The following is an 18,200-nucleotide window of genomic DNA, read 5'->3' as shown; positions in this document are numbered from 1 at the left end:
TAAATTATACAAGTAGTGAGGCCTCTAACTGGTTTCTGTGCGTCCAAATCGAGTGAATCCGGATTCTGATTTCGGATTCTAAATATTTCGTCCCCGTCGGGGGACTGGTGGCAGTGGTGGGCGTGGGGCCACCGCCACGTCGTGCTCAGACATAGTCGGTCACCTCCGCGGTGAGTTCGTCGTGGGCGTCGTCCAGCCCCTCGCTGATACCCTCGACGACCGCCTGGTCGCTGGTGAGGCAGCGCTCGGCCTCGTTCAGTGCATCGGCGACGGCGTCGGGCGCGGGGCCGCCGGGCGAGTCGCGCATCGTCACGCTCGCGGCCGGGTCGAGCGCCGTCTCGACCGCCTCGCGCTCGACGTACGCCGCGATGGACTCGTCGATGGTCTGCTGGGTGGCCTCGTCGATGATGGCGTAGTCGGGCTCCGTGCCGGCCGCGCTCGCGAGCTGGCCGGCCGTCGCGACGACCTCGTGGGCCGTGCGGAACGGCAGGCCCGCCATCGCGAGCAGGTCGGCGACGCCCGTCGCCGTCGAGAAGTTCGAGCCGGCCTCGGCGGCCAGCGTCTCCTCGTTCCACGTCGCGGTGGCGACGCCGCCCGCCGCGACCTCGGTCGCCTCGGTGACGGCGTCGACCGTCGCCCAGACGTGCGGCGTCGCGTTCTGCAGGTCGCGGTTGTACGCGCGGGGGAGCCCCTTCAGCGTCGTCAGCAGCCCCGTCAGACTGCCCGAGGCGTCGCCCGCGACAGAGCGGACGAGCTCGAACGTGTCCGGGTTCTTCTTCTGGGGCATGATCGAGGAGGTCGACGAGTAGTCGTCCGAGAGCTCCAGATAGCCCTGGTTCGCGAAGATGATCACGTCCTCCGCGAGCCCCGACAGGGTCGTCGCGAGCGCGGCCAGCGCGGCCGCCGACTCCACGAGGAAGTCGCGGGCGGCGACCGCGTCGGTCGCGTTCGTGATGGTCTCGTCGAAGCCGAGCAGCTCGGCGGTGCGCTCGCGGTCCACGTCGAACGGCGTCCCCGCGAACGCGGCCGCGCCGAGCGGCGAGCGGTTCACGCGCTCGAAGGCATCGAGGAGACGCTCGGTGTCGCGCGCGAGCGCCGACTCGTACGACAGCAGGTAGTGCCCGACCGTCGTCGGCTGGGCGTGCTGCAGGTGCGTGAAGCCGGGCATCGTCGTCTCCGCGTGTTCGTCGGCGGCCTCGACCAGCACGGCGCGGAGGTCACAGACCGTCGCGGCCGCCGCGAGCAGGTCCCCGCGCAGCCGGTAGCGGATACAGGTCGCCACCTCGTCGTTGCGCGAGCGGGCGGTGTGCATCTTCCCGCCGTCGGGCCCGACCTGCTCGACGACCGCCGTCTCGATGGCCTCGTGGACGTCCTCGCCCTCCGGCAGCGCGGCGTGGCCCTCGACCTCGACGACGTTCAGCGCCGTGAGTATCTTCGATGCGGTGTCGTCGTCGATGATGCCCTGTTCGGCCAGCATGACGACGTGTGCGCGGTCGACGGCCACGTCGGCCGCGAAGATGCGCTCGTCGTCGGCGAGCGACGAGAGGAACCCACGGGCCGGGCCGCCGCTGAAGCGGTCGCCGCGGACCGCGGTCCCGTCGCTCCCGCCGAAGCCGTCGGCGTCAGCGTCGGGGAGGTCGTCGGCGTCGCTCCCGCCGAGGCCGAACTCCCCGTCGTCGCCGCCGAAGCCGGCCATCTCAGTCGTCCGCGGTGAGTTCGACATCTGTCTCCTCTTCCTGTGCTGTGTTTCCAGCGTTGGCGAGGCGAGCCTGGAAGCCGTGGTACTTGGCGACGCCCGTCGCGTCCTCCTGTGCGATGCCGTCGACGGTCTCCGTGTCGAACGACGCCGCCGACTCGGAGTAGACCGCGTGCTCGCTCTCGCGGCCGACCGGGCGGACCGTCCCGCCCTGGAGCTTGACCGTCACCGTCCCGGTCACCGTCTCCTGGCTCGCCGCGACGTAGGCGTTCAGCGACTTCATGATGGGCGCGTCGATGAGGCCCTCGTAGGCCTTCTGTGCCCACTGGTTCTCGACCTGCGGCTTGAAGTCGCGCTCGTCCTTCGTGAACACGAGCTGTTCGAGCGCCTCGTGGGCGGTGATGAGGACCGTCGCGGCCGGGTGCTCGTAGTTCTCGCGCACCTTCAGGCCGAGCATGCGGTCCTCCATCATGTCCGTGCGACCGACGCCGTACGCGCCGGCGTACTCGTTGAGGAACTCGATGAGCTCGACCGGTTCGAACTCGCCACCTTCGCCGTCCGCGGTGGTCACGGAGACGGGGTAGCCCTCCTCGAACTCGATGGTGATGGTCGTCGTCTCGGCACCCGGCGCGGTCGTCCACTCGTAGATGTCCTCCGGCGGCTGGTAGCTCGGGTCCTCGAGGTCCTTGCCCTCGACCGAGCGGCTCCAGAGGTTCGTGTCGATGGACCAGTCGCCCTCGTTACCGCCCTCGACGGGCAGCTCCTTCTCGGCGGCGTACTCCTGTTCCCACTCGCGGGTGAGCCCGAGTTCGCGCACCGGCGCGATGACCTCGAGGTCGGAGTCGCGCCAGACCGCCTCGAAGCGGAGCTGGTCGTTGCCCTTGCCCGTGCAGCCGTGGGCGATGCCGGTACAGCCCTGCTCGATGGCGACCTCGAGGATGGCTTTCGCGATGACCGGGCGGGCCATCGCGGTCCCGAGCGGGTAGCCCTGGTACGTCGCGTTCGCGGTCACCGAGTCGAGACAGAGCGCGGCGAACTCGTCCTTCGCGTCGACGACGTAGTGCTCGAGTCCGAGCGCCTCGGCCGTCTCCTCGGCCTCGTCGAACTCGGCCGCCGGCTGGCCGACGTCGACCGTGACGCCGATGACCTCGTCGTAGCCGTACTCCTCCTCGAGCAGTGGGACACAGACCGTGGTGTCCAGCCCGCCCGAGAACGCGAGTGCTACTTTGCCGCCCGTTTCGTGTGTGTCCGTGTCGCCGTCAGATGTCGTGTGTGTCATTGAGTGTCGTGAAGACTGGCGGACTGACGTCCGCCGGAGTTAGTTGCAAACTGTGCCCAGCGCTGGGGATGAATGAGTGTGGCCCTAACGGGCCGGTCGTGGTCGCGGTCGTCGGACGGCAACACCGCTCGCGGAAGGAGTGCGAGCGCGTAGGTCGCGGTGCTGCCTCATCGTACACACAGTTACAACGAGGTCGCTATTAAAACCTTGCGGGCAGGCAACGCTTGCACGTCAGGCGGTTTCGCGGTTCGTGCGAACACTCCACACGGATTGGCCCTGGTTTTTTACAGCCTCCCAGGTAACTGGTGTCCATGCTCGATAAAATCGACGACAGAGCCGACATCGAGGCCGAATCGTTGCTGCTGGTCATCCTCGCCCTCGTCGTGGTCTGGATCGCACTGGAGGTCGTCGGCGAACTGCTCGGCATCCTCGGCTGGCTGCTCGGCCCGTTCAAGCCCGTGCTCGGGCTGGCCATCGTCGTCATCATCGTCCTCTGGCTGGTCGACCGCATCTGACCGTCACGCTCTTTTCCCGCGACCGCGGAGTACGACCGTGTTCAGCCTGAACGTCCCGGTCCCCGGCTCGGTCTCGCGGCTCGCCGACGAGCTCCAGCCGGCGCTGTTCGGCTTCGACCGCGTCCGCGACGACCACACCCTGCTCGCCAAGCGCATCGGCGACCCGGACCACTTCGACGCCCGCACCCACGAGGTCCGCCGCGCCCTCCGCGGCCAGCCCACCTTCGAGGTCCAGGTTACGGGCGTCGACTACTTCGCCCAGCCGACCGTCGGCACCGCGCCCGTCGTCTACCTCGCCGTCGAGAGCCCCGGCCTGCTGGAGCTACACGAATCGCTGGTCGAGGAGTTCGGGGCCATCGACGGACTGGAGGGCGAGGACTACACGCCCCACGTGACGCTCGCCCGCGACGGCGATATGGCGAGCGCCGAGCGTGCCGCCGAGTACGACGTCGAGCCCGTCTCGTGGACCGTCACCGAACTGGAGTTCTTCGACTCGAAGTACCGGGAGGTCGCCGGGCGGATCTCGTTGCCCGCCTGAGACGTTCCCGGTCCGTGTGAACCCGCATCCCCCGTCGTGGTACCGCGACCCTCGGAACCCTTATCCCTCAGCCGCCTGAATATATTGTTGTAATGGCAAACGGTAACGTTGACTTCTTCAACGACACAGGCGGCTACGGTTTCATCGAGACTGAGGACGCGGACGAGGACGTTTTCTTCCACATGGAGGACGTTGGCGGTCCGGACCTCGAAGAGGGACAGGAGATCGAGTTCGACATCGAGGACGCCCCCAAGGGCCCCCGCGCGACGAACGTCGTCCGTAACTAACTACGAGTTTCGTCCGTCGCATCCCGCGACCGGTCGATAATTTCGTTCTACAACCCTCACACTCGCGAGCGGCCGCGCTCCACGTCGCCGACTGTCGATGTCGGTGACATGGACGGTCGACGAGCGGGCGTTCTTCGGCGCGGAGTACCGGAAGTAACGACGTGTGTTTCGTTGCCGGCGTCGTCGATTCGTTCTGCGGGAGTTACGAGCGAACGGAGAACCGGGCAGCGACCCCGTAGTCCGTTTCGTAGTCGTTCTCGACTTCCTTCTCGGACGTGACGCCCCAGTACACGAATCGATACTCCCCACTACTGAGCGGCGCACAGACGTGGTAGGTCGGCGAGTGGCGAACCGCATCCGACGCACCGTCTTGCGTGAACGTCAGCTCCCACCGGAACCCGTCCCCGGGGTCGTGCATCACGCCCTCGTCCGACCAGCCCGCGAACACGTCCTCCCGGCCGAAGATGGTCCGCCACCGGTCCGTGTCCCGGTACTGGATGTCGAACTTGCCCTTGTTCCCGGATGTGTTGGTCTCGCCGGAAACGTTCTCCAGCGTCGCGACGAGTGTCTCTCCCACCGAGATCGACTGATCCTCGATTTCAAGCCGATACCCGGCGAGGCGTCCGTAGCGTTCTACCACCCAATACGGCTCGATGGACTGGTATCCATCCCGACAGGAGACGGCCATGCCAGCACTCCCATCGGTTACCGGAGTGGCCGTGACAGTCTCTGCGGTCGTCGGTGTTTCGGCGACGGTTACGCTCTGGGTAGTTGTCTGCTGTCTCGTTGTCGACTCTGGACCGTTCTGGGCATCACTGGTGGATAGACAACCTGTCGTTGCGACGGTCAGCCCGATGGTCGATGTGAGTAACTTCCGCCGGGTCGGAGGGCACATACCAGAGTAACAGTTCCGGTGATGACAAATCATCTTTGTCAGGTGACCGATTTTATCACGGTCGCGGCGGCTCCCCGTCGTACCCGTCCATGTCCTGGTAGAAGTTCAGCATCGCGAACTTCAGCTTCTCCGGACTGAGGTCCAGCATCTCGTCGCGCTCCTCCACCGGGAACGTGTCGCGGACGCTGTACTTGCCCATCTCGCCCTTGCTCTTCGCGGTGTAGCGCTCGTCGAGGAGGATACGGACGCCGAAGTCCTCGGGCGACCGGATGACCCGGCCGATGGCCTGTCTGGTCTTCCGGACGGTCGGGATCTCGACGGCGTAGCGCCAGCCGGCATCCGTCTCGCCTTTCCGGCCGAACGCCTCGCCGTAGGCCTCCTGCACCGCCTCGGCGCGGTCGTCGAGGTGGGGGTAGGGGACGCCGAGCACGACGACGCTCCGGGCGTCGTCGCCGTCGAAGCTGACACCCTCCGCGAGGGTTCCCCAGAGCGAGGTGAGGAGGACGCCGTCGTCGTCGTCGGTGAACCGCTGGCGGAGGTCCTCCGCGCGGACCCCGGGCTCGTCGAGGTACACCGTGGCATCGGTCTCGCCGCGCAGGCGGCTCGCGTACCGTTCTGCCTCGGCGTAGTTCGGCGTGAACACGAGCGTGTTCCCGGGGGTGAATTTGACGGCGTCGGCGAGCGTCGAGCCGACGGTCTCCTGCACCTCCGCGTCGTTCCGGGCGCTGGCGAACAGCGCAGGGGTGGAGACGGCGTAGGTGCGCCGGTGCTCCGGTGGGAACTGGAGCCCGTACGCCATCGTCACCGGCTCCGTGAGCCCGAGCACGTCGGCGGTGACGTTGAAGGGTCGCAGGGTCGCGCTCATCAGCACCGTGGCGTGGACCTCCTCGAACAGCTCGCGGGTCACGTCCTGCGGGATGCAGGTGTACAGCTCCGCTCGCCCGTACACCTCGTCGGTGCCCCCGTCCCGCCTGACCGAGGCGACCGGGTACAGCCCCTCGTCGGTGCCCTCCCGCATCCACGCGCCGACGAAGCCCGCGGCCTGCAGGGTCTGGCACTCCTGTCTGGTCGTCGCCTCGCCGTTCTTGTACGCCTCCTCGTAGGCGTCGTCGAGGTCCGAGCCGAGCGTGACCGCGGCCTCGAGGTCCGTCTTGTAGCCCGGGCCGCTGTAGAGCTGGAGGAACCGGAGCGTGAGGTCGTCCCGTTTGTCCTCGTTGGCGACGGCCACGTCCACCCAGTCGTCGCCGACGCGCTCGCGCTCGCCGAAACCGAAGGAGTCCTCGTACGTCTCGACGAGCGCGTTGCGGAACGCCCGGAGGACGTTCTCGGCACGCTCGGCGCGGGCGTCGTCGCTCTCCTCGAGTTCGTCGAGCGCGGCGTCGAGCGTCTGCTCGGTCAGCGTGCGCGTCGCGTGGTCCCGGGCCGCGCCCTCGACGTTGTGCGCCTCGTCGAAGACGGTGATGACGTCCGCCGGCTCCCGCCCGAGCCAGCGGAAGAACTGCTCGCGGATGTTCGGGTCGAGCAGGTGGTGGTAGTTGCAGACGACGAGGTCGACGCCGTCCATCGACTCCTTCAGCAGCTCGTAGCCGCACATCGTCCGCTCGCCCGCGTAGTCGTAGACGTCGTCCGGCGTTCGCACGTCGTCGAACAGCCACGAACGGAAGCCCTCCACGTCGCCGGTGAGGTTGTTCCGGTAGTTGTCGCAGACGTTCTTCTCGTCGGAGATGGCGGTCGCGCGCTCCTCCACGCCCTCAAGTTCGTCGACGACCGCCTGCCGCGCCTCCATCGCGGCTTCCTCGCCCGTCTGGGCCTGTGCGAGCAGTTCGCGCTCGCGTTCGCGCAGTTCCGCGGCCTCGCGTCGTGCGTCGACGAGCTCCCGGGTGTTGTCCCGCAGCACCTGGCACTCCTCGTAGCCCACGTCGATGTGGCACATCGAGGCCTTCCCGCGGAAGACGACCGCGCGGATCGGCTCCTTCCGGGTGATGGCCCGGGCCTCCTCGACGAACTGGCGCATCTGCTGATGGACGTCGGTCGTGATGACGACCGTCTTGTCCGCGTCGCGTGCGTACTGAAGCGCCGGAACCAGCGCCGAGAGCGTCTTTCCCGTCCCGCAGGCACCCTCGAACAGCACGTCCTGCCCGCGTCCGAGCGACGTGTGGATGCGCTGCATCGCGTCGCCCTGGTTGTCGTAGGGCGAGTCGTACGGGAAGAACCGCATGTACGCGTCGGTGTCGGCCACACCCGCCCTTGGCCGGCTTCGGATAAAATGGTTCGTGCCTGCAGGTCCGGCACCGGCCCCGTTCGGGCATCCCGTGGAAGGTGACAGGCAGTGCGAGCTTCGGGCCGGGGTCGTCGAGGGTCCCGGGCTCGCTGGCTGTTCGTGGGCTCTCTCGAAACGGTCTCGACAGGACCGCCGGAGACTCACGGTGGAGTCACGGCCGGCTCCGACAGCCGAACACGCTTGACACCGGTTCCCACAAGCCTAAGCCCGGCCAAGACATACGGTACCATATGCCAGTCCCAGGCTACGACCTCGACGACCTGGACGAATCGCTCCGTGAACGGCTCGCACAGAAGGCGCTGCACGACATGCTGGACGACGAGGAACTGGCCCGCCTGGAGGACGGGGAGGGGCTCACGGACGTGCTCGAACCGGAGGAGATCAGCCAGCTGCTCGAGATGGAAGCGAGCTGAGTCAGGCCGCCGAGGCGTCGCCGTTCCTGGTCTCGGGCTCGATGTACACCGTCTTCACCGAGTCGTCGAGTTCCTTGAGCTCCGCCTCGATGGCGCTGATCGTGGCGTCGATCTCGGCGGTGTCGAGTTCGTCCTCGAACGAGACGTCCGCGGTGACGATGAGGCGACCGGGGCCGAAGTACACCGTCCGGAAGTCGTTGACGGAGACGACGCCCTCGCCCGCGCGGACGGCCTTCCGGAGCTCCGACTCCTCGTCCTTCGCGAGCGACTCGCCGAGCAGCAGGCGCTTGTTCTCCCAGGCGAGTGCGACCGCGAAGAACATGAGCAACAGCCCGATGATGAGCGCGGAGACGGCGTCGTAGAGCTGGTTCCCCGTCACGTTCGTGAGGTAGACCCCGAACAGCGCGATACCCGCGCCGGCCATCGCGATGGTGTCCTCGGTGAACGCGGTGAGGGTGGTCACGTCGCTGGTCTTCCGGAAGGCCTCGCGGTAGGTCGACCAGCCGTGCTTCTCCATCTGCAGCTTCAGCGCCTTGTTCGCCTTCCAGAGCGCCCAGGCCTCGAAGACGATGGCTCCCATGAGGACGCTGTAGTTGACCCACTCGGCGGGGAACGTGACCCCGAAGACCGTCGGGTCCCTCACCGTCGGCTCGTGTGGGTGCACGATGGCGTTGTAGCCGTGCTTCGCGGACTCCCAGCCCGCGATGGCAAAGAGCAGCACGCTGACGAGGAAGGAGTAGAAGAACTGCGCCTTCCCGTAGCCGAACGGGTGGCTGCGGCTCGCCTCCTTGCCGGAGTAGCGGATGCCGACCAGCAGGAACACCTGGTTGCCCGTGTCGGAGATGGAGTGGTACGTCTCGGAGAGCATCGCCGGGCTCCCGGTCAGGAGGTACCCGACGAACTTCATGATCGCGATCGCCCCGTTGGCGATGAGTGCGGCGATGACGACCGACTTGCTCGAGGCCATTGACTACTCGACTGACATGGAGGGAAAAAACCGTTCCGGAGCCGTTTCGCACACAGCACCCGGTGTCCGGACGACTCACGGACCGTCGTACGTCCAGGTGGAGCCGTCGTCGGAGGGCCCCTCGACGCCGGGCAGGCGGGCGAGTCGCGGGCGGAGGAACGCCCACCACGCCTCGGCCGTGTCGTAGCCGGCCTTGTGTCCGGGGTACACCTCCCGTTTGAAATCCCGGTCGCTGACCGTTCCCGCCTCGGCGAGGAACTCCCAGGCGCGCTCGAGCGCGTCGCGTCGCCAGTCCTGCATCATCTCGCTCACGCCCGGCACGTCGAGCTCGGCGATGGTGCGCTGGACGGCCGCGCGGCGGGCCGTCTCGGGGTCGATGCCGCCGCCCGGATGCACGTCCGGGGAGAGGTAGTACGCCGTGAGCTCGTCGTCGCCGTCGGCCAGTTCGGCCGCTTCGAGCTCGCCAGCGTCGACGAGTTCGGACAGCGTGGCGGCCGCGTGGTCCCGGGCCACGTCCAGCTCCCCGGCGATGTCCTCGGCCGTCCGCGGGGCGAGCGAGTCGAACGTCGCGAGGACGACCGCGCGGGGCGGGGCCTCACCGGGCGTCTCCTCGTCCCCGTGACGCTCGGGCTCCTGTGGCATGCGTCACCGTTGCATCGGCGGCACCAAAGTGGTTTCTGTCGAGCGAAACGCACGTCACCCCCGCGTGCCTACGGGTCGCCATGCTCGTCGTCTGCTCCGACACACACTCCCACACCGGGCACGCCCTGACCGGCCGGACCCGCGAGGCCGTCGCGACCGCCGACCTCGTGGTCCACGCGGGCGACTTCGTCTCCCCCGACGCGCTCGACGCGTTCTACGAGGTCGCCCCGGAGCTCCGGGCCGTCCACGGCAACGCCGACACGCCCGCGGTCACCGAACGGCTCCCCACGGCGCGCGTCGTCGACTACGAGGGCGTCCGCATCGCGGTGACACACCGACGCGACGGCGGCGCGACCGGCCTGCGGATGTTCGGTCGCGGGAAGGGCGCGGACCTGGTCGTCTCCGGGCACACGCACCGCCCGACCGTCGTCGAGACCGGCGACGTGACCCTGCTGAACCCCGGCAGTCACGCCCAGCCACGCGGGAACCGCCCAGGCCACGCCGAGCTCGAACCGACCGACGACGGGCTCTCGGGGCGCATCGTCCAGCCCGACGGCACGCTCGTCGCGGGGTTCTCGGTGTCCGCGGGCGGTCGCGACGGTCAGGACTGAGGCGGTCCGGGGGATGCAGGTAGAAGCGGGGACGGGTGCCGCTGCGTCGGTCGTGGGCCGACGTGCCCCAGGGCCGTGTGTCATGACAGTTGGAGGGCCGAAGCCCCGGGGTCCACATCTACCGACGGACTACGTATCAAAAGGACTACTGGTAGCTCAAACCGACGTTTCACCTACCGGTTCGCCGTGTACCAGTAGGCGAAGCCGGCGGCGAGGATGACCGTCCCGCCGAGCAGGAACGCCAGCCCGGGCGAGACCGACGCACCCGCCGTGTCTGCGGCGACGCGTGTGGCCTCCGTCGTCGTCTCGACGGCCGTGGTCGTCGCCGTGTCGTTCGGGTTGCTCGCGACCGTCTCGGTCGCCGGCGGGGGGAGCGGCTCCCCACTGGGGGGGCTCGCGCCGAAGTCGAAGAACGAGCCGAGTCCGCCACCGAACGTCTGCTGGACGAGCAACGACCCCGCCCCGAGCAGGCCGAACGCACCGAGCAGTCGGGAGATGGCCGCCTTCAGCCCCGTCGACTGCTCCGAGCCGCCGGCGAAGACGACGAGCGGCTGGTCGGCCGGCGCGTACACCTTCATCTCCCGGCCCTTCGCGGAGTACGCCGTATCCACCACCTCGATGATCTCCGCGTCCTCGAGCTTCTCCAGGTGGTACTGCGTGTTCTGGAGGGAGGTGTCGACGGCGTCGGCGAGCTGAGAGGGTGTCGCCGGTTCGTCGTGGAGTGCGGTCAGCACCTCACGCGCCGTCGACGAGGAGAGTGCCCCGATGAGGTCGTCGGCGTCGTCGCTGTCGAGGCCGATGACGCGGGGCTCCGCGTCGTCGGCGGCCGACGTATCCGGAGAGGAGGGCAACAGGTCCGCCATACCGTAGGGATGGGCATCGCCAAACATGAACGTTTGTATATCTTCGACAACTCTTTGTGTTTCCAGAACCGCAAGAGAGCGCCGCCATTGACAGTAGGTAACGTACCAGTTCTACCAGTGATTTCCGGTGATAATGGTAACGTCACGCTAGCCCGTCGCGACCCCCGTCAGCGAGCGTCCCAAACGTCGAAACGCATTTGTCTCGAGCCGCGAAACGGCAAACCATGCAGACACCCGTCCCGGCACAGGTCGACGGCTTCTTCGACGACCCGTTCACGCTGTTCGTCGTCGTCGTGCTGCTCGCGCTCATCTTCTTCTTCTACCTGCTGCTCCGACGCACCATGCTTGGCTTCAGGGAGGGCATGGAGAAGGGCTCCGGGAAGAACTAGAGCACGCCCTCGATCCGCTCCACGGCCGTCTCGATGTCGGTTTCGTCGACGTCCCAGTGCGTACAGAACCGGACGACGTACTCGCCGAACGCCGAACCCAGCACGTCCTCGGCCGCACACCGGTCGAGGAACTCGTCCGCGGTCAGCCCCGACGCCGACGTGTCCACGAGCACGATGTTCGTGTCCGGCTCGGCCGCCGACAGGCCCTCGACCGCGTCCAACCCCACCGCGAGCGCCCGTGCGTTCGCGTGGTCCTCGGCCAGCCGCTCGACGTTCCCGAGCGCCTGCAGCCCCGGCCCCGCGATGACGCCCGCCTGGCGCATCCCGCCGCCGAACAGCTTCCGGTTGCGGCGCGCACGCTCGATGAACTCCGCCGAACCCGCGAGGATGGAGCCGACCGGCGCGCCCAGCCCCTTCGAGAGACAGAACATCACCGAGTCCACGTGCTCGGTGATGTCGGTCGCCGGCACGTCCAGCGACACCGCCGCGTTGAACAGCCGCGCGCCGTCCAGGTGCACCGGCACGTCGAGGTCGTGCGCCGCCGCCGCGGCCGCCGCGATCTCCTCGGGCGTGATGGCCACCCCGCCCTTCGAGTTGTGCGAGTTCTCCAGCGTCAGCAGCCCCGTTCCGGGCCGGTGCAGGTCCTCCGCGACGTAGCCCTCGCGCACCTGCTCGGGTGTGGGAACCCCGCGCTCGCCCCCGTCGAACGTCCGCACCTGCAGCGAGGCGAGCTGTGCCATCCCGCCGAGCTCCCACTTCACGACGTGGCTCTCGCGCTCGGACAGCACCTCCTGGCCGCGCTCGGTGTGCGTCCGCACCGCCACCTGGTTGCCCATCGTCCCCGTCGGCACGAACAGCGCGTCCGCCATGCCCACGAGGTCCGCCGCTTCGGCCTCCAGTTCGTTCACCGTCGGGTCCTCCTCGTACACGTCGTCGCCGACCGGTGCCGTGGCGGCCGCCTCCCGCATCGCCTCGTCCGGCTTCGTGACCGTGTCGCTGCGTAGGTCGATCATCGTGTTTGGGTTGTGTGGACGGGTGGAAATAGCTCGCGGTCCCGACGTGCGAGCGGTCCGGGTCCGCCCACCCGACCATGTGAAGTGTTGACATACAACTTAAGATTCTGGGCGTCGTCTCTTCGTACATGAGCCAGCAAGACGAGAAGCCACGCATCAGCTTCGGCACGGGCATCTTCACGGAGGACGGCACGAAGGTCGGACACGTCCGCGGCTTCGACGAGCACGGCTTCCACGTGACCGCGGAGGAGGGCATCGAGGGACTGAGCATCGAGCACCACCGCGCCGGCCACGAGTTCGGCGAGGGCGAGCTGATGTGGCGTTGCTGGGGGTGCGGCGAGATGGGCAAGCTCGACGCCGACATCCCCGACGAGTGCCCGAGCTGTGGCACAGAGAAGGAGGACATCTACTACTGGACCGAGGACTGACCGGCACGCTTTTTCCCCGCTGGCCACGCACGGTGAGCCATGCGAATCGTCGTCTACGGCGCGGGCAGCCTCGGCAGCCTCCTCGGCGGGCTCCTCCAGGTCGACGGCCACGACGTGACCCTCGTGGGCCGAGACCCCCACGTCGCCACCGTCCGGGCCGACGGCCTTCGCGTCGAGACACCCGACGGGGACGAGCTGGTACACCCGGAGGCGACGACCGACGGGACCGGCCTCGACGCCGACCTGGCGCTCGTGACGGTGAAGGCGTTCGACACCGAGACCGCCGCCCGCGACCTCGCCACCGGGAGCTTCGACGCGGTCTGCTCGCTCCAGAACGGGATGGGCAACGAGGCCATCCTCGCCGGACACGTCGACTGCCCGGTGTACGCCGGCACGGTCACCTACGGGGCCATCCTCCACGAGCCCGGCCGCGTCGAGTGCACCGGCGTCGGCGGGGTCGTCGTCGGCTTCCACGAGGGCGGGGGCGGTCCCGCGGACAACCTGCTCGAACGCGCGCTCGTCGGCGGCGGGCTCGTCGCCGAGGTCGCCGAAGACATGCCACGCCGCCTCTGGGAGAAGCTCGCAGTCAACGCCGGAATCAACACCGTCACCGCGCTCACCCGGAGCGAGAACGGCGTGCTGCTCGACGGCACCGCCAACGGGCTCGCCCGCGATGCCGCCCGCGAGACCGCCCGCGTCGCCCGCGGCCACGACGTGCGCCTGTCGAACCGTGAGGCCGTCGCCGCGGTCGAGGAGGTTGCCGAGGCCACCGCCGCGAACACCTCCTCGATGCTGCAGGATATCGAGGCCGGCCGGCGCACCGAGGTCGACGCCATCACCGGCCACGTCGTCGACCGTGCCGGGGAGATCCGGGACGCCGACGTCGACGTGCCCGTGTGCGAGACGGCGACGCGGCTGCTCAGGGCGTGGGAGGCGGCGCGGGGGCTGCGGTGAACCGGGTTGTCGAAGATATTATCTAACGAAACTGTTAATCAGGGGGTATGGAGCTGCGCGACTCTGGACTGGTCCCCTCACCCGTCTTCGTGCTCTTCTTCGTGGGGGTGGTGCTACTCCTGGTCGTCACGACCGCGCTCGGCATCGGTGCGGTACGGTACGAGTTCAGCTACACCGGGACGGTCGACGGAGCCGAGGAGGTGCGCTGGCGGTTCGACTACGAGGACCTCACGGCCGAGGACAAACGGGTCGTGCAGCGAGCGATGGAGGGCGAACGGTTCGTCTTCGAGGAAGAGGGCGCACTGCCCGGTCCCGGACGAGGAGACATCGCGATCAGATATCAGAACGAGTGGCACGGGTTCGAGCGACGGACGCACGTCGAGCCGAAGTCGCCGTTCGGGGTCGGGGCGATAGCGAGTGCGTTGGCCGGGGTCGCCTGTATCGGGGAATCGATTCGACGGAAACGAGGGAACTGAACCGACGGACCGGCTTCGACGCCGCGCAGTCGGCAGCGGTGCCCGGTTCGACGGCACCGACAGCGATCACACCCGCGCCGTCACCCACAGCGCCGCGATCCCGCCCACCACCAGCGCGAACACGAAGCTCTCGACGCGGTAGAGCGTCGTCACCGCGAAGGCCGTATCGGCTGGGAGTTCCCCGATCTCGACGAGCAGGCCGGTGAGCGCGCCCTCCACGGCACCCAGCCCGCCCGGCGTCGGCACCAGCCCGGCGATGGTGCTCGCGGGGACGATGAAGAAGACGAGCAGCGTCCGCATCGTCGCGTCGACCGCCCGGAGCGCGGCGACCAGCGGCAACGTGAAGAACAGCCAGCCGACGTAGGAGTACCCGAGCGCCCGGGCGAGTTCCCGGGGCTCGCTCGCGATGTCCTCGAGGGAGGCGTAGAACCGCTCGATGCGCCCTCTGGTGCCGTCGACACTCACCCGGCCGGTGAAGCGGGCGACGGGACGGACGAGCCAGACCACGACCTCTTCGACCGCCCAGCGGTGCCGCCAGCCGAACCAGACGAGGAGGGGGATACTCACCGCGAGCAGTCCCAGCACGAGCACGAGGTTGCCGACGGTCTCCGTGTCGCCGAGCGAGGTCTGGACGACGAGGTAAGCAGTGCCGACCGCGGCGAAGTTGAAGAACGGGAGCAGGTTGAGCAGGTCCGCGGTGACGACGCTCGCGAGGCTCTGCTCGTAGTCGGCCTCGGTGTCGCGGGCGAGCACGTAGGCGATGAACGGCTCGCCACCGGCCTGCCCGAACGGGGTGACGTAGTTCGCGAACGTCGCGGCGAAGTAGGTGACGACGAGCTTTCGATACGGCACCTCGACGCCGCCGACGGCGAGGACGATCTGCCACGCGCGGCCCCACGACGCCAGACACAGGAACGTCGACAGACAGCCGGCTGCAATCCACAGTGGGTCGGCCGCTGCGAGCTGGTCGAGCGTGCGCTCCCAGCCGACCGCGGTACCGAGGAGGTAGACGAGCAGCAGCGAGATGGCGAAACCAACGCCCATCTTCGCGAGCGTCCGGCTGTCGAACAGGCCGCCGAACGCCCCGCCGGATGCTCCACTCACGCTACTCCATGTACCCGAGGTCCTGCAGTCGTTCCTTCGCGGTGTCGCTCATCTCGTCGAGTTCGCCGTCGTCCCCGTCGGTCGACCAGTCGCCGTCCCAGTCGGCGGCGACGCGGTCCTCGAAGTCGGCCAGGGCGGCCTCGACCTCGTCCTCGACGGGGTCGCCCTCGCCGCGGCGGTCGTCGGTCTCGTCGGGGTCCTCGTCGACCCGGTAGAACTCGTCGGGGATGCGCTCGTTGCGGATGTACTTCCCGTCCTCGCGACGGGCGGCACGCATCCGGGAGTAGAACCGCGAGTCCGCCTCGAGCGTGATGCCGGCGTCGGCGGCCTTCCCCTCCAGCTGTTTCAGCTCGACGACGGGGCGGGAGTACTCGACGAAGGCGTACTCGCCCTGCTCGCGGTCGCCGTGGGACTCATCGAGGAGGGACCGGGTGGGGTCGAGGCCGACGCCGTCCCCGTCGCTGGGGTCGACGCCCGCGTGGTCGAGCACGGTGTGGTAGAGGTCGAGCAGCTCGAACTGCTCGCCGTACCGACCCGGCTCGAGGTCGGGGTGTTTGACCATGCAGGGGACGTTCACGAGCGGGTCGTAGATGCAGAACTCGTGGCCGTAGAGGCCGTGCTCGCCGAACAGCTCGCCGTGGTCCGCACAGACGACGACGAGCGTGTCCTCCCAGTGGCCCTCGGCCTTCAGCCAGTCGAACAGCCGGGTGAGCTCGCTGTCGATGTGGCGGATCTCCGCGTCGTACAGGCCCCGGATGTCGTCCCACTCGTCGTCGTCGATGTCGCGTGCGCCGGAGTTGTACTCCTTCGAGTTCTGGCACACGGCCGTCGAGTCGACGCCGGGGGCGAACTCGTCGCGGTACTCGTCGGGCGGGTGGTACGGCAGGTGGGCGTCCATCAGGTTGACGAACTGGAACCAGTTCTCGCCGTCGGCTTCGGCGTCGGCGATGAACTCCTGGCTCCGGTCGACGACCTGCGGCGTCTTCGAGTCCGCACCCTCGCCCGAGGCGGTGTACTCGTGGATCCTGTTGCCGACCGAGACCATCCAGTCGGCGACCCGACGGAGCGTCGGGCTGTCGTTCATCGCCTTCCACGCACGGGCGATGGGCCCGGAGAGGAACTCGCCGGGCATCACCTCGAAGAAGTTGTCCTGGTCGTCGAAGCCGTCCGTGAGGTGGGTGTACGGCGTTATCCACGCGTTCGAGGAGTAACACGCCGTACGGTGGGTGTCGGAGAGCGTCTCCGCGAGCGTCGTCGCCCGCTCCAGATACGGGTTCTCCTGGCTGGCCCCGTGCTGGCTGGGGTACAGCCCCGTGAACAGCGATGCGTGGACCGGCAACGTCCACGGTGCCTGGGCGACGGCTCCCTCGTAGACGGCCGCCTCCGACGCGAACGCCTCCAGCCCGGGCGTCGTCGGGCGGTCGTACCCGTAGACGGACAGGTGGTCCTTCCGGACCGTGTCCATCACGACGAAGAGGACGTTCCGCCCGTCTGTGAGGTCCATACTCGGCTCGCAGGGGACGAAGGATTAAGAACTGTTGTTTTCCGTCACGAGATATCCGACCGAGGCGCTGGTTCGACGGGCTCAGAACGGGGCCTGCGGACCCTCGTCCTCCTCGCCGTCGTCGTCGACGGTCTCGCCGGGGAACGAGGGGGACATGTCGCCACCGCCGCCGTGGCCGCCGCCGTCCATACCGGTGTCGGCGTGGACCTGCTCGATCTCGGGGATCTCCTTGACCATGCGGCTCTTGATGGCCTGGATGGTCATCGGGGAGATACCGCAGCCGGAGCAGGCACCGCCGAGCAGGATGGTGACCTCGCCGGTCTCCCGGTCGAGGTCCTGGATGGCCGCGCTGCCGCCGTGCATCTGGATCTGCGGGAAGTTGCGACGGAGGAAGTTCGTGACGCGCTCCTCCAGGTCGTCGCCGCCCTGTGTCTCGGTGCTCATGTGCCGAGGTTCGGGACGAGTGTCCCTAAACCTTGCGCACCACGCGTTCGTACGGCGTGCCCGGTGTTTCGACCGGTCCCCCGCACCGCCACGCCCCGGGCAAGTGATTCTGGATACGAGAGAGTGGGTCCGAGACGACGGTGCGACGGAGGCCATCTCGGAGGGCGTCGAGGAGGTCGCCGAACAGGAGACCGGGCGCGAGCTCCGACTCCCGGATAGTCCGCTGACAGGTCGATAAATACGGAAGGGACAGCACCCCGTAGTGTGTGGCATGTTCGCGGACCGAACGGAGGCCGGTCGGCGGCTCGGGGAGCTGCTCGTCGAACAGCACGTCTCGGGCGACATCGTCCTCGCCGTCCCGCGCGGCGGCCTGCCCGTCGGGCGGGCGGTCGCCGACAGGCTCGACGTCCCGCTCGACGTCGTCGCCGCGAAGAAGCTCGGCGCGCCCTGGAACCCGGAGCTCGCGGTCGGCGCGGTCGCGAGCGACGGTGCGGTGTGGGTGAACGAGGACCTCGTCGACGACCTCGGTGTCAGTGAGGAGTACCTCGACGAGGAGACCGGCCGCCAGCACGCCGTCGCCGCGGAGAAGGCCGAGACGTACCGCGAGGGGCGACCTCCGCTCGACCTCGACGGGTTGACGGCCATCGTCGTCGACGACGGCGTCGCGACCGGAGCGACGACCATCGCCTGCATCCGCGGCGCTCGCGAGGCCGGAGCCGAGCGCGTGGTCCTCGCCGTGCCGGTCGGCCCACCGGACACCGTCGAACGGCTCCGGGCGGAGGCCGACGAGGTGGTCTGCCTGCTGACGCCGCCGCAGTTCCACGCCGTCGGCCAGTTCTACGAGTCGTTCGCGCAGGTCTCCGACGAGGAGGCGATGACGTACCTCGACGAGCCCTGACCG

The 18,200-nt window shown here is 68.3% G+C and carries 21 protein-coding genes; 10 read left to right on the top strand and 11 right to left on the bottom strand.

Annotated elements, in window-relative coordinates:
• Positions 1 to 145 precede the first annotated feature (145 nt).
• The gene (gene argH / locus NO345_RS01885; RefSeq protein WP_256296032.1) at positions 146 to 1,723 is read right to left on the bottom strand and encodes an argininosuccinate lyase; all 1,578 of its coding nucleotides are present in this window, start codon (positions 1,721 to 1,723) and stop codon (positions 146 to 148) included.
• Complete coding sequence (locus NO345_RS01880) at positions 1,698 to 2,975, bottom strand: argininosuccinate synthase (RefSeq protein WP_256296031.1); 1,278 nt, start codon at positions 2,973 to 2,975, stop codon at positions 1,698 to 1,700. Before NO345_RS01880 ends, argH begins: the two co-directional genes overlap by 26 nt.
• Before the next feature lie 311 nt (positions 2,976 to 3,286).
• On the opposite strand from NO345_RS01880, the gene NO345_RS01875 reads away from it, so the two are divergent.
• From NO345_RS01875 to NO345_RS01865, 3 genes are all read left to right on the top strand, one after another.
• Positions 3,287 to 3,490, top strand: coding sequence for a DUF7554 family protein (locus tag NO345_RS01875; protein WP_256296030.1), 204 nt, complete (start codon positions 3,287 to 3,289; stop codon positions 3,488 to 3,490).
• A 37-nt stretch (positions 3,491 to 3,527) separates the two neighbouring features.
• Positions 3,528 to 4,028 (top strand): 2'-5' RNA ligase family protein, encoded by a 501-nt coding sequence (locus NO345_RS01870; RefSeq protein ID WP_256296029.1) that lies wholly within the window; start codon positions 3,528 to 3,530, stop codon positions 4,026 to 4,028.
• Positions 4,029 to 4,120: 92 nt separating this feature from the next.
• Positions 4,121 to 4,315 (top strand): cold-shock protein, encoded by a 195-nt coding sequence (locus tag NO345_RS01865; RefSeq protein WP_256296028.1) that lies wholly within the window; start codon positions 4,121 to 4,123, stop codon positions 4,313 to 4,315.
• Between the two features lie 202 nt (positions 4,316 to 4,517).
• Here the strand turns inward: NO345_RS01865 and NO345_RS01860 are convergent, their stop codons facing one another.
• Positions 4,518 to 4,892, bottom strand: coding sequence for a hypothetical protein (locus NO345_RS01860; protein ID WP_256296027.1), 375 nt, complete (start codon positions 4,890 to 4,892; stop codon positions 4,518 to 4,520).
• A 373-nt stretch (positions 4,893 to 5,265) separates the two neighbouring features.
• Positions 5,266 to 7,428: an ATP-dependent DNA helicase gene (locus NO345_RS01855; RefSeq protein ID WP_303646736.1), complete on the bottom strand. Its 2,163-nt coding sequence runs from the start codon at positions 7,426 to 7,428 to the stop codon at positions 5,266 to 5,268.
• Positions 7,429 to 7,721: 293 nt separating this feature from the next.
• On the opposite strand from NO345_RS01855, the gene NO345_RS01850 reads away from it, so the two are divergent.
• On the top strand, positions 7,722 to 7,904 hold the full coding sequence (locus tag NO345_RS01850) for a DUF8027 family protein (protein ID WP_256296025.1): 183 nt from the start codon (positions 7,722 to 7,724) through the stop codon (positions 7,902 to 7,904).
• Position 7,905: 1 nt separating this feature from the next.
• Here NO345_RS01850 and NO345_RS01845 read toward each other — a convergent pair whose 3' ends face one another.
• Positions 7,906 to 8,871 carry a cation diffusion facilitator family transporter gene (locus NO345_RS01845; RefSeq protein ID WP_256296024.1) on the bottom strand — a complete coding sequence of 322 codons (966 nt, stop codon included), beginning with the start codon at positions 8,869 to 8,871 and terminating at the stop codon, positions 7,906 to 7,908.
• 75 nt (positions 8,872 to 8,946) lie between these two features.
• Positions 8,947 to 9,513, bottom strand: coding sequence for a hypothetical protein (locus tag NO345_RS01840; protein WP_256296023.1), 567 nt, complete (start codon positions 9,511 to 9,513; stop codon positions 8,947 to 8,949).
• Positions 9,514 to 9,593: 80 nt separating this feature from the next.
• Here NO345_RS01840 and NO345_RS01835 point away from each other — a divergent pair, with 80 nt between their 5' ends.
• Complete coding sequence (locus tag NO345_RS01835; protein WP_256296022.1) at positions 9,594 to 10,124, top strand: metallophosphoesterase; 531 nt, start codon at positions 9,594 to 9,596, stop codon at positions 10,122 to 10,124.
• Between the two features lie 173 nt (positions 10,125 to 10,297).
• On the opposite strand, the gene NO345_RS01830 is transcribed toward NO345_RS01835, so the two are convergent.
• Positions 10,298 to 10,987 (bottom strand): ArsR/SmtB family transcription factor, encoded by a 690-nt coding sequence (locus NO345_RS01830; RefSeq protein WP_256296021.1) that lies wholly within the window; start codon positions 10,985 to 10,987, stop codon positions 10,298 to 10,300.
• A gap of 224 nt (positions 10,988 to 11,211) precedes the next feature.
• Between NO345_RS01830 and NO345_RS01825 the strand changes: the two genes are divergently transcribed.
• The gene (locus NO345_RS01825; RefSeq protein ID WP_256296020.1) at positions 11,212 to 11,376 is read left to right on the top strand and encodes a DUF7859 family protein; all 165 of its coding nucleotides are present in this window, start codon (positions 11,212 to 11,214) and stop codon (positions 11,374 to 11,376) included.
• Here NO345_RS01825 and NO345_RS01820 read toward each other — a convergent pair.
• The gene (locus NO345_RS01820; RefSeq protein WP_256296019.1) at positions 11,373 to 12,389 is read right to left on the bottom strand and encodes a threonine aldolase family protein; all 1,017 of its coding nucleotides are present in this window, start codon (positions 12,387 to 12,389) and stop codon (positions 11,373 to 11,375) included. The genes NO345_RS01825 and NO345_RS01820 overlap by 4 nt on opposite strands.
• A 128-nt stretch (positions 12,390 to 12,517) precedes the next feature.
• On the opposite strand from NO345_RS01820, the gene NO345_RS01815 reads away from it, so the two are divergent.
• Genes NO345_RS01815 through NO345_RS01805 form a run of 3 tightly spaced genes read left to right on the top strand, consistent with a single transcriptional unit; the run spans position 12,518 to position 14,247 of the window.
• Entirely contained in the window at positions 12,518 to 12,817 is a 300-nt protein-coding gene (locus NO345_RS01815; protein ID WP_256296018.1) for a DUF7130 family rubredoxin-like protein, read from the top strand.
• A 39-nt stretch (positions 12,818 to 12,856) separates the two neighbouring features.
• Entirely contained in the window at positions 12,857 to 13,771 is a 915-nt protein-coding gene (locus NO345_RS01810) for a ketopantoate reductase family protein (RefSeq protein WP_256296017.1), read from the top strand.
• 47 nt (positions 13,772 to 13,818) lie between these two features.
• Positions 13,819 to 14,247, top strand: coding sequence for a DUF7979 domain-containing protein (locus tag NO345_RS01805; RefSeq protein WP_256296016.1), 429 nt, complete (start codon positions 13,819 to 13,821; stop codon positions 14,245 to 14,247).
• 66 nt (positions 14,248 to 14,313) lie between these two features.
• Here NO345_RS01805 and NO345_RS01800 read toward each other — a convergent pair whose 3' ends face one another.
• The 3 genes from NO345_RS01800 to NO345_RS01790 all read right to left on the bottom strand — a co-directional run bounded on the left by NO345_RS01800 (position 14,314) and on the right by NO345_RS01790 (position 17,299).
• Positions 14,314 to 15,351, bottom strand: coding sequence for a lysylphosphatidylglycerol synthase transmembrane domain-containing protein (locus NO345_RS01800; RefSeq protein ID WP_256296015.1), 1,038 nt, complete (start codon positions 15,349 to 15,351; stop codon positions 14,314 to 14,316).
• A gap of 1 nt (position 15,352) precedes the next feature.
• Entirely contained in the window at positions 15,353 to 16,855 is a 1,503-nt protein-coding gene (locus NO345_RS01795; RefSeq protein ID WP_256296014.1) for a sulfatase, read from the bottom strand.
• Between the two features lie 81 nt (positions 16,856 to 16,936).
• Positions 16,937 to 17,299 carry a NifU family protein gene (locus tag NO345_RS01790; protein WP_256296013.1) on the bottom strand — a complete coding sequence of 121 codons (363 nt, stop codon included), beginning with the start codon at positions 17,297 to 17,299 and terminating at the stop codon, positions 16,937 to 16,939.
• A gap of 271 nt (positions 17,300 to 17,570) precedes the next feature.
• Here NO345_RS01790 and NO345_RS01785 point away from each other — a divergent pair, with 271 nt between their 5' ends.
• Positions 17,571 to 18,197 (top strand): phosphoribosyltransferase, encoded by a 627-nt coding sequence (locus NO345_RS01785; protein ID WP_256296012.1) that lies wholly within the window; start codon positions 17,571 to 17,573, stop codon positions 18,195 to 18,197.
• Positions 18,198 to 18,200 lie beyond the last annotated feature (3 nt).

It is taken from the genome of Haloarchaeobius salinus (genome assembly GCF_024464185.1).
Classification (GTDB): Archaea; Halobacteriota; Halobacteria; order Halobacteriales; family Natrialbaceae; genus Haloarchaeobius; species Haloarchaeobius salinus.
Note: the sequence above shows the minus strand (reverse complement) of the source record. Positions and strands in the feature narration are given on the sequence as shown.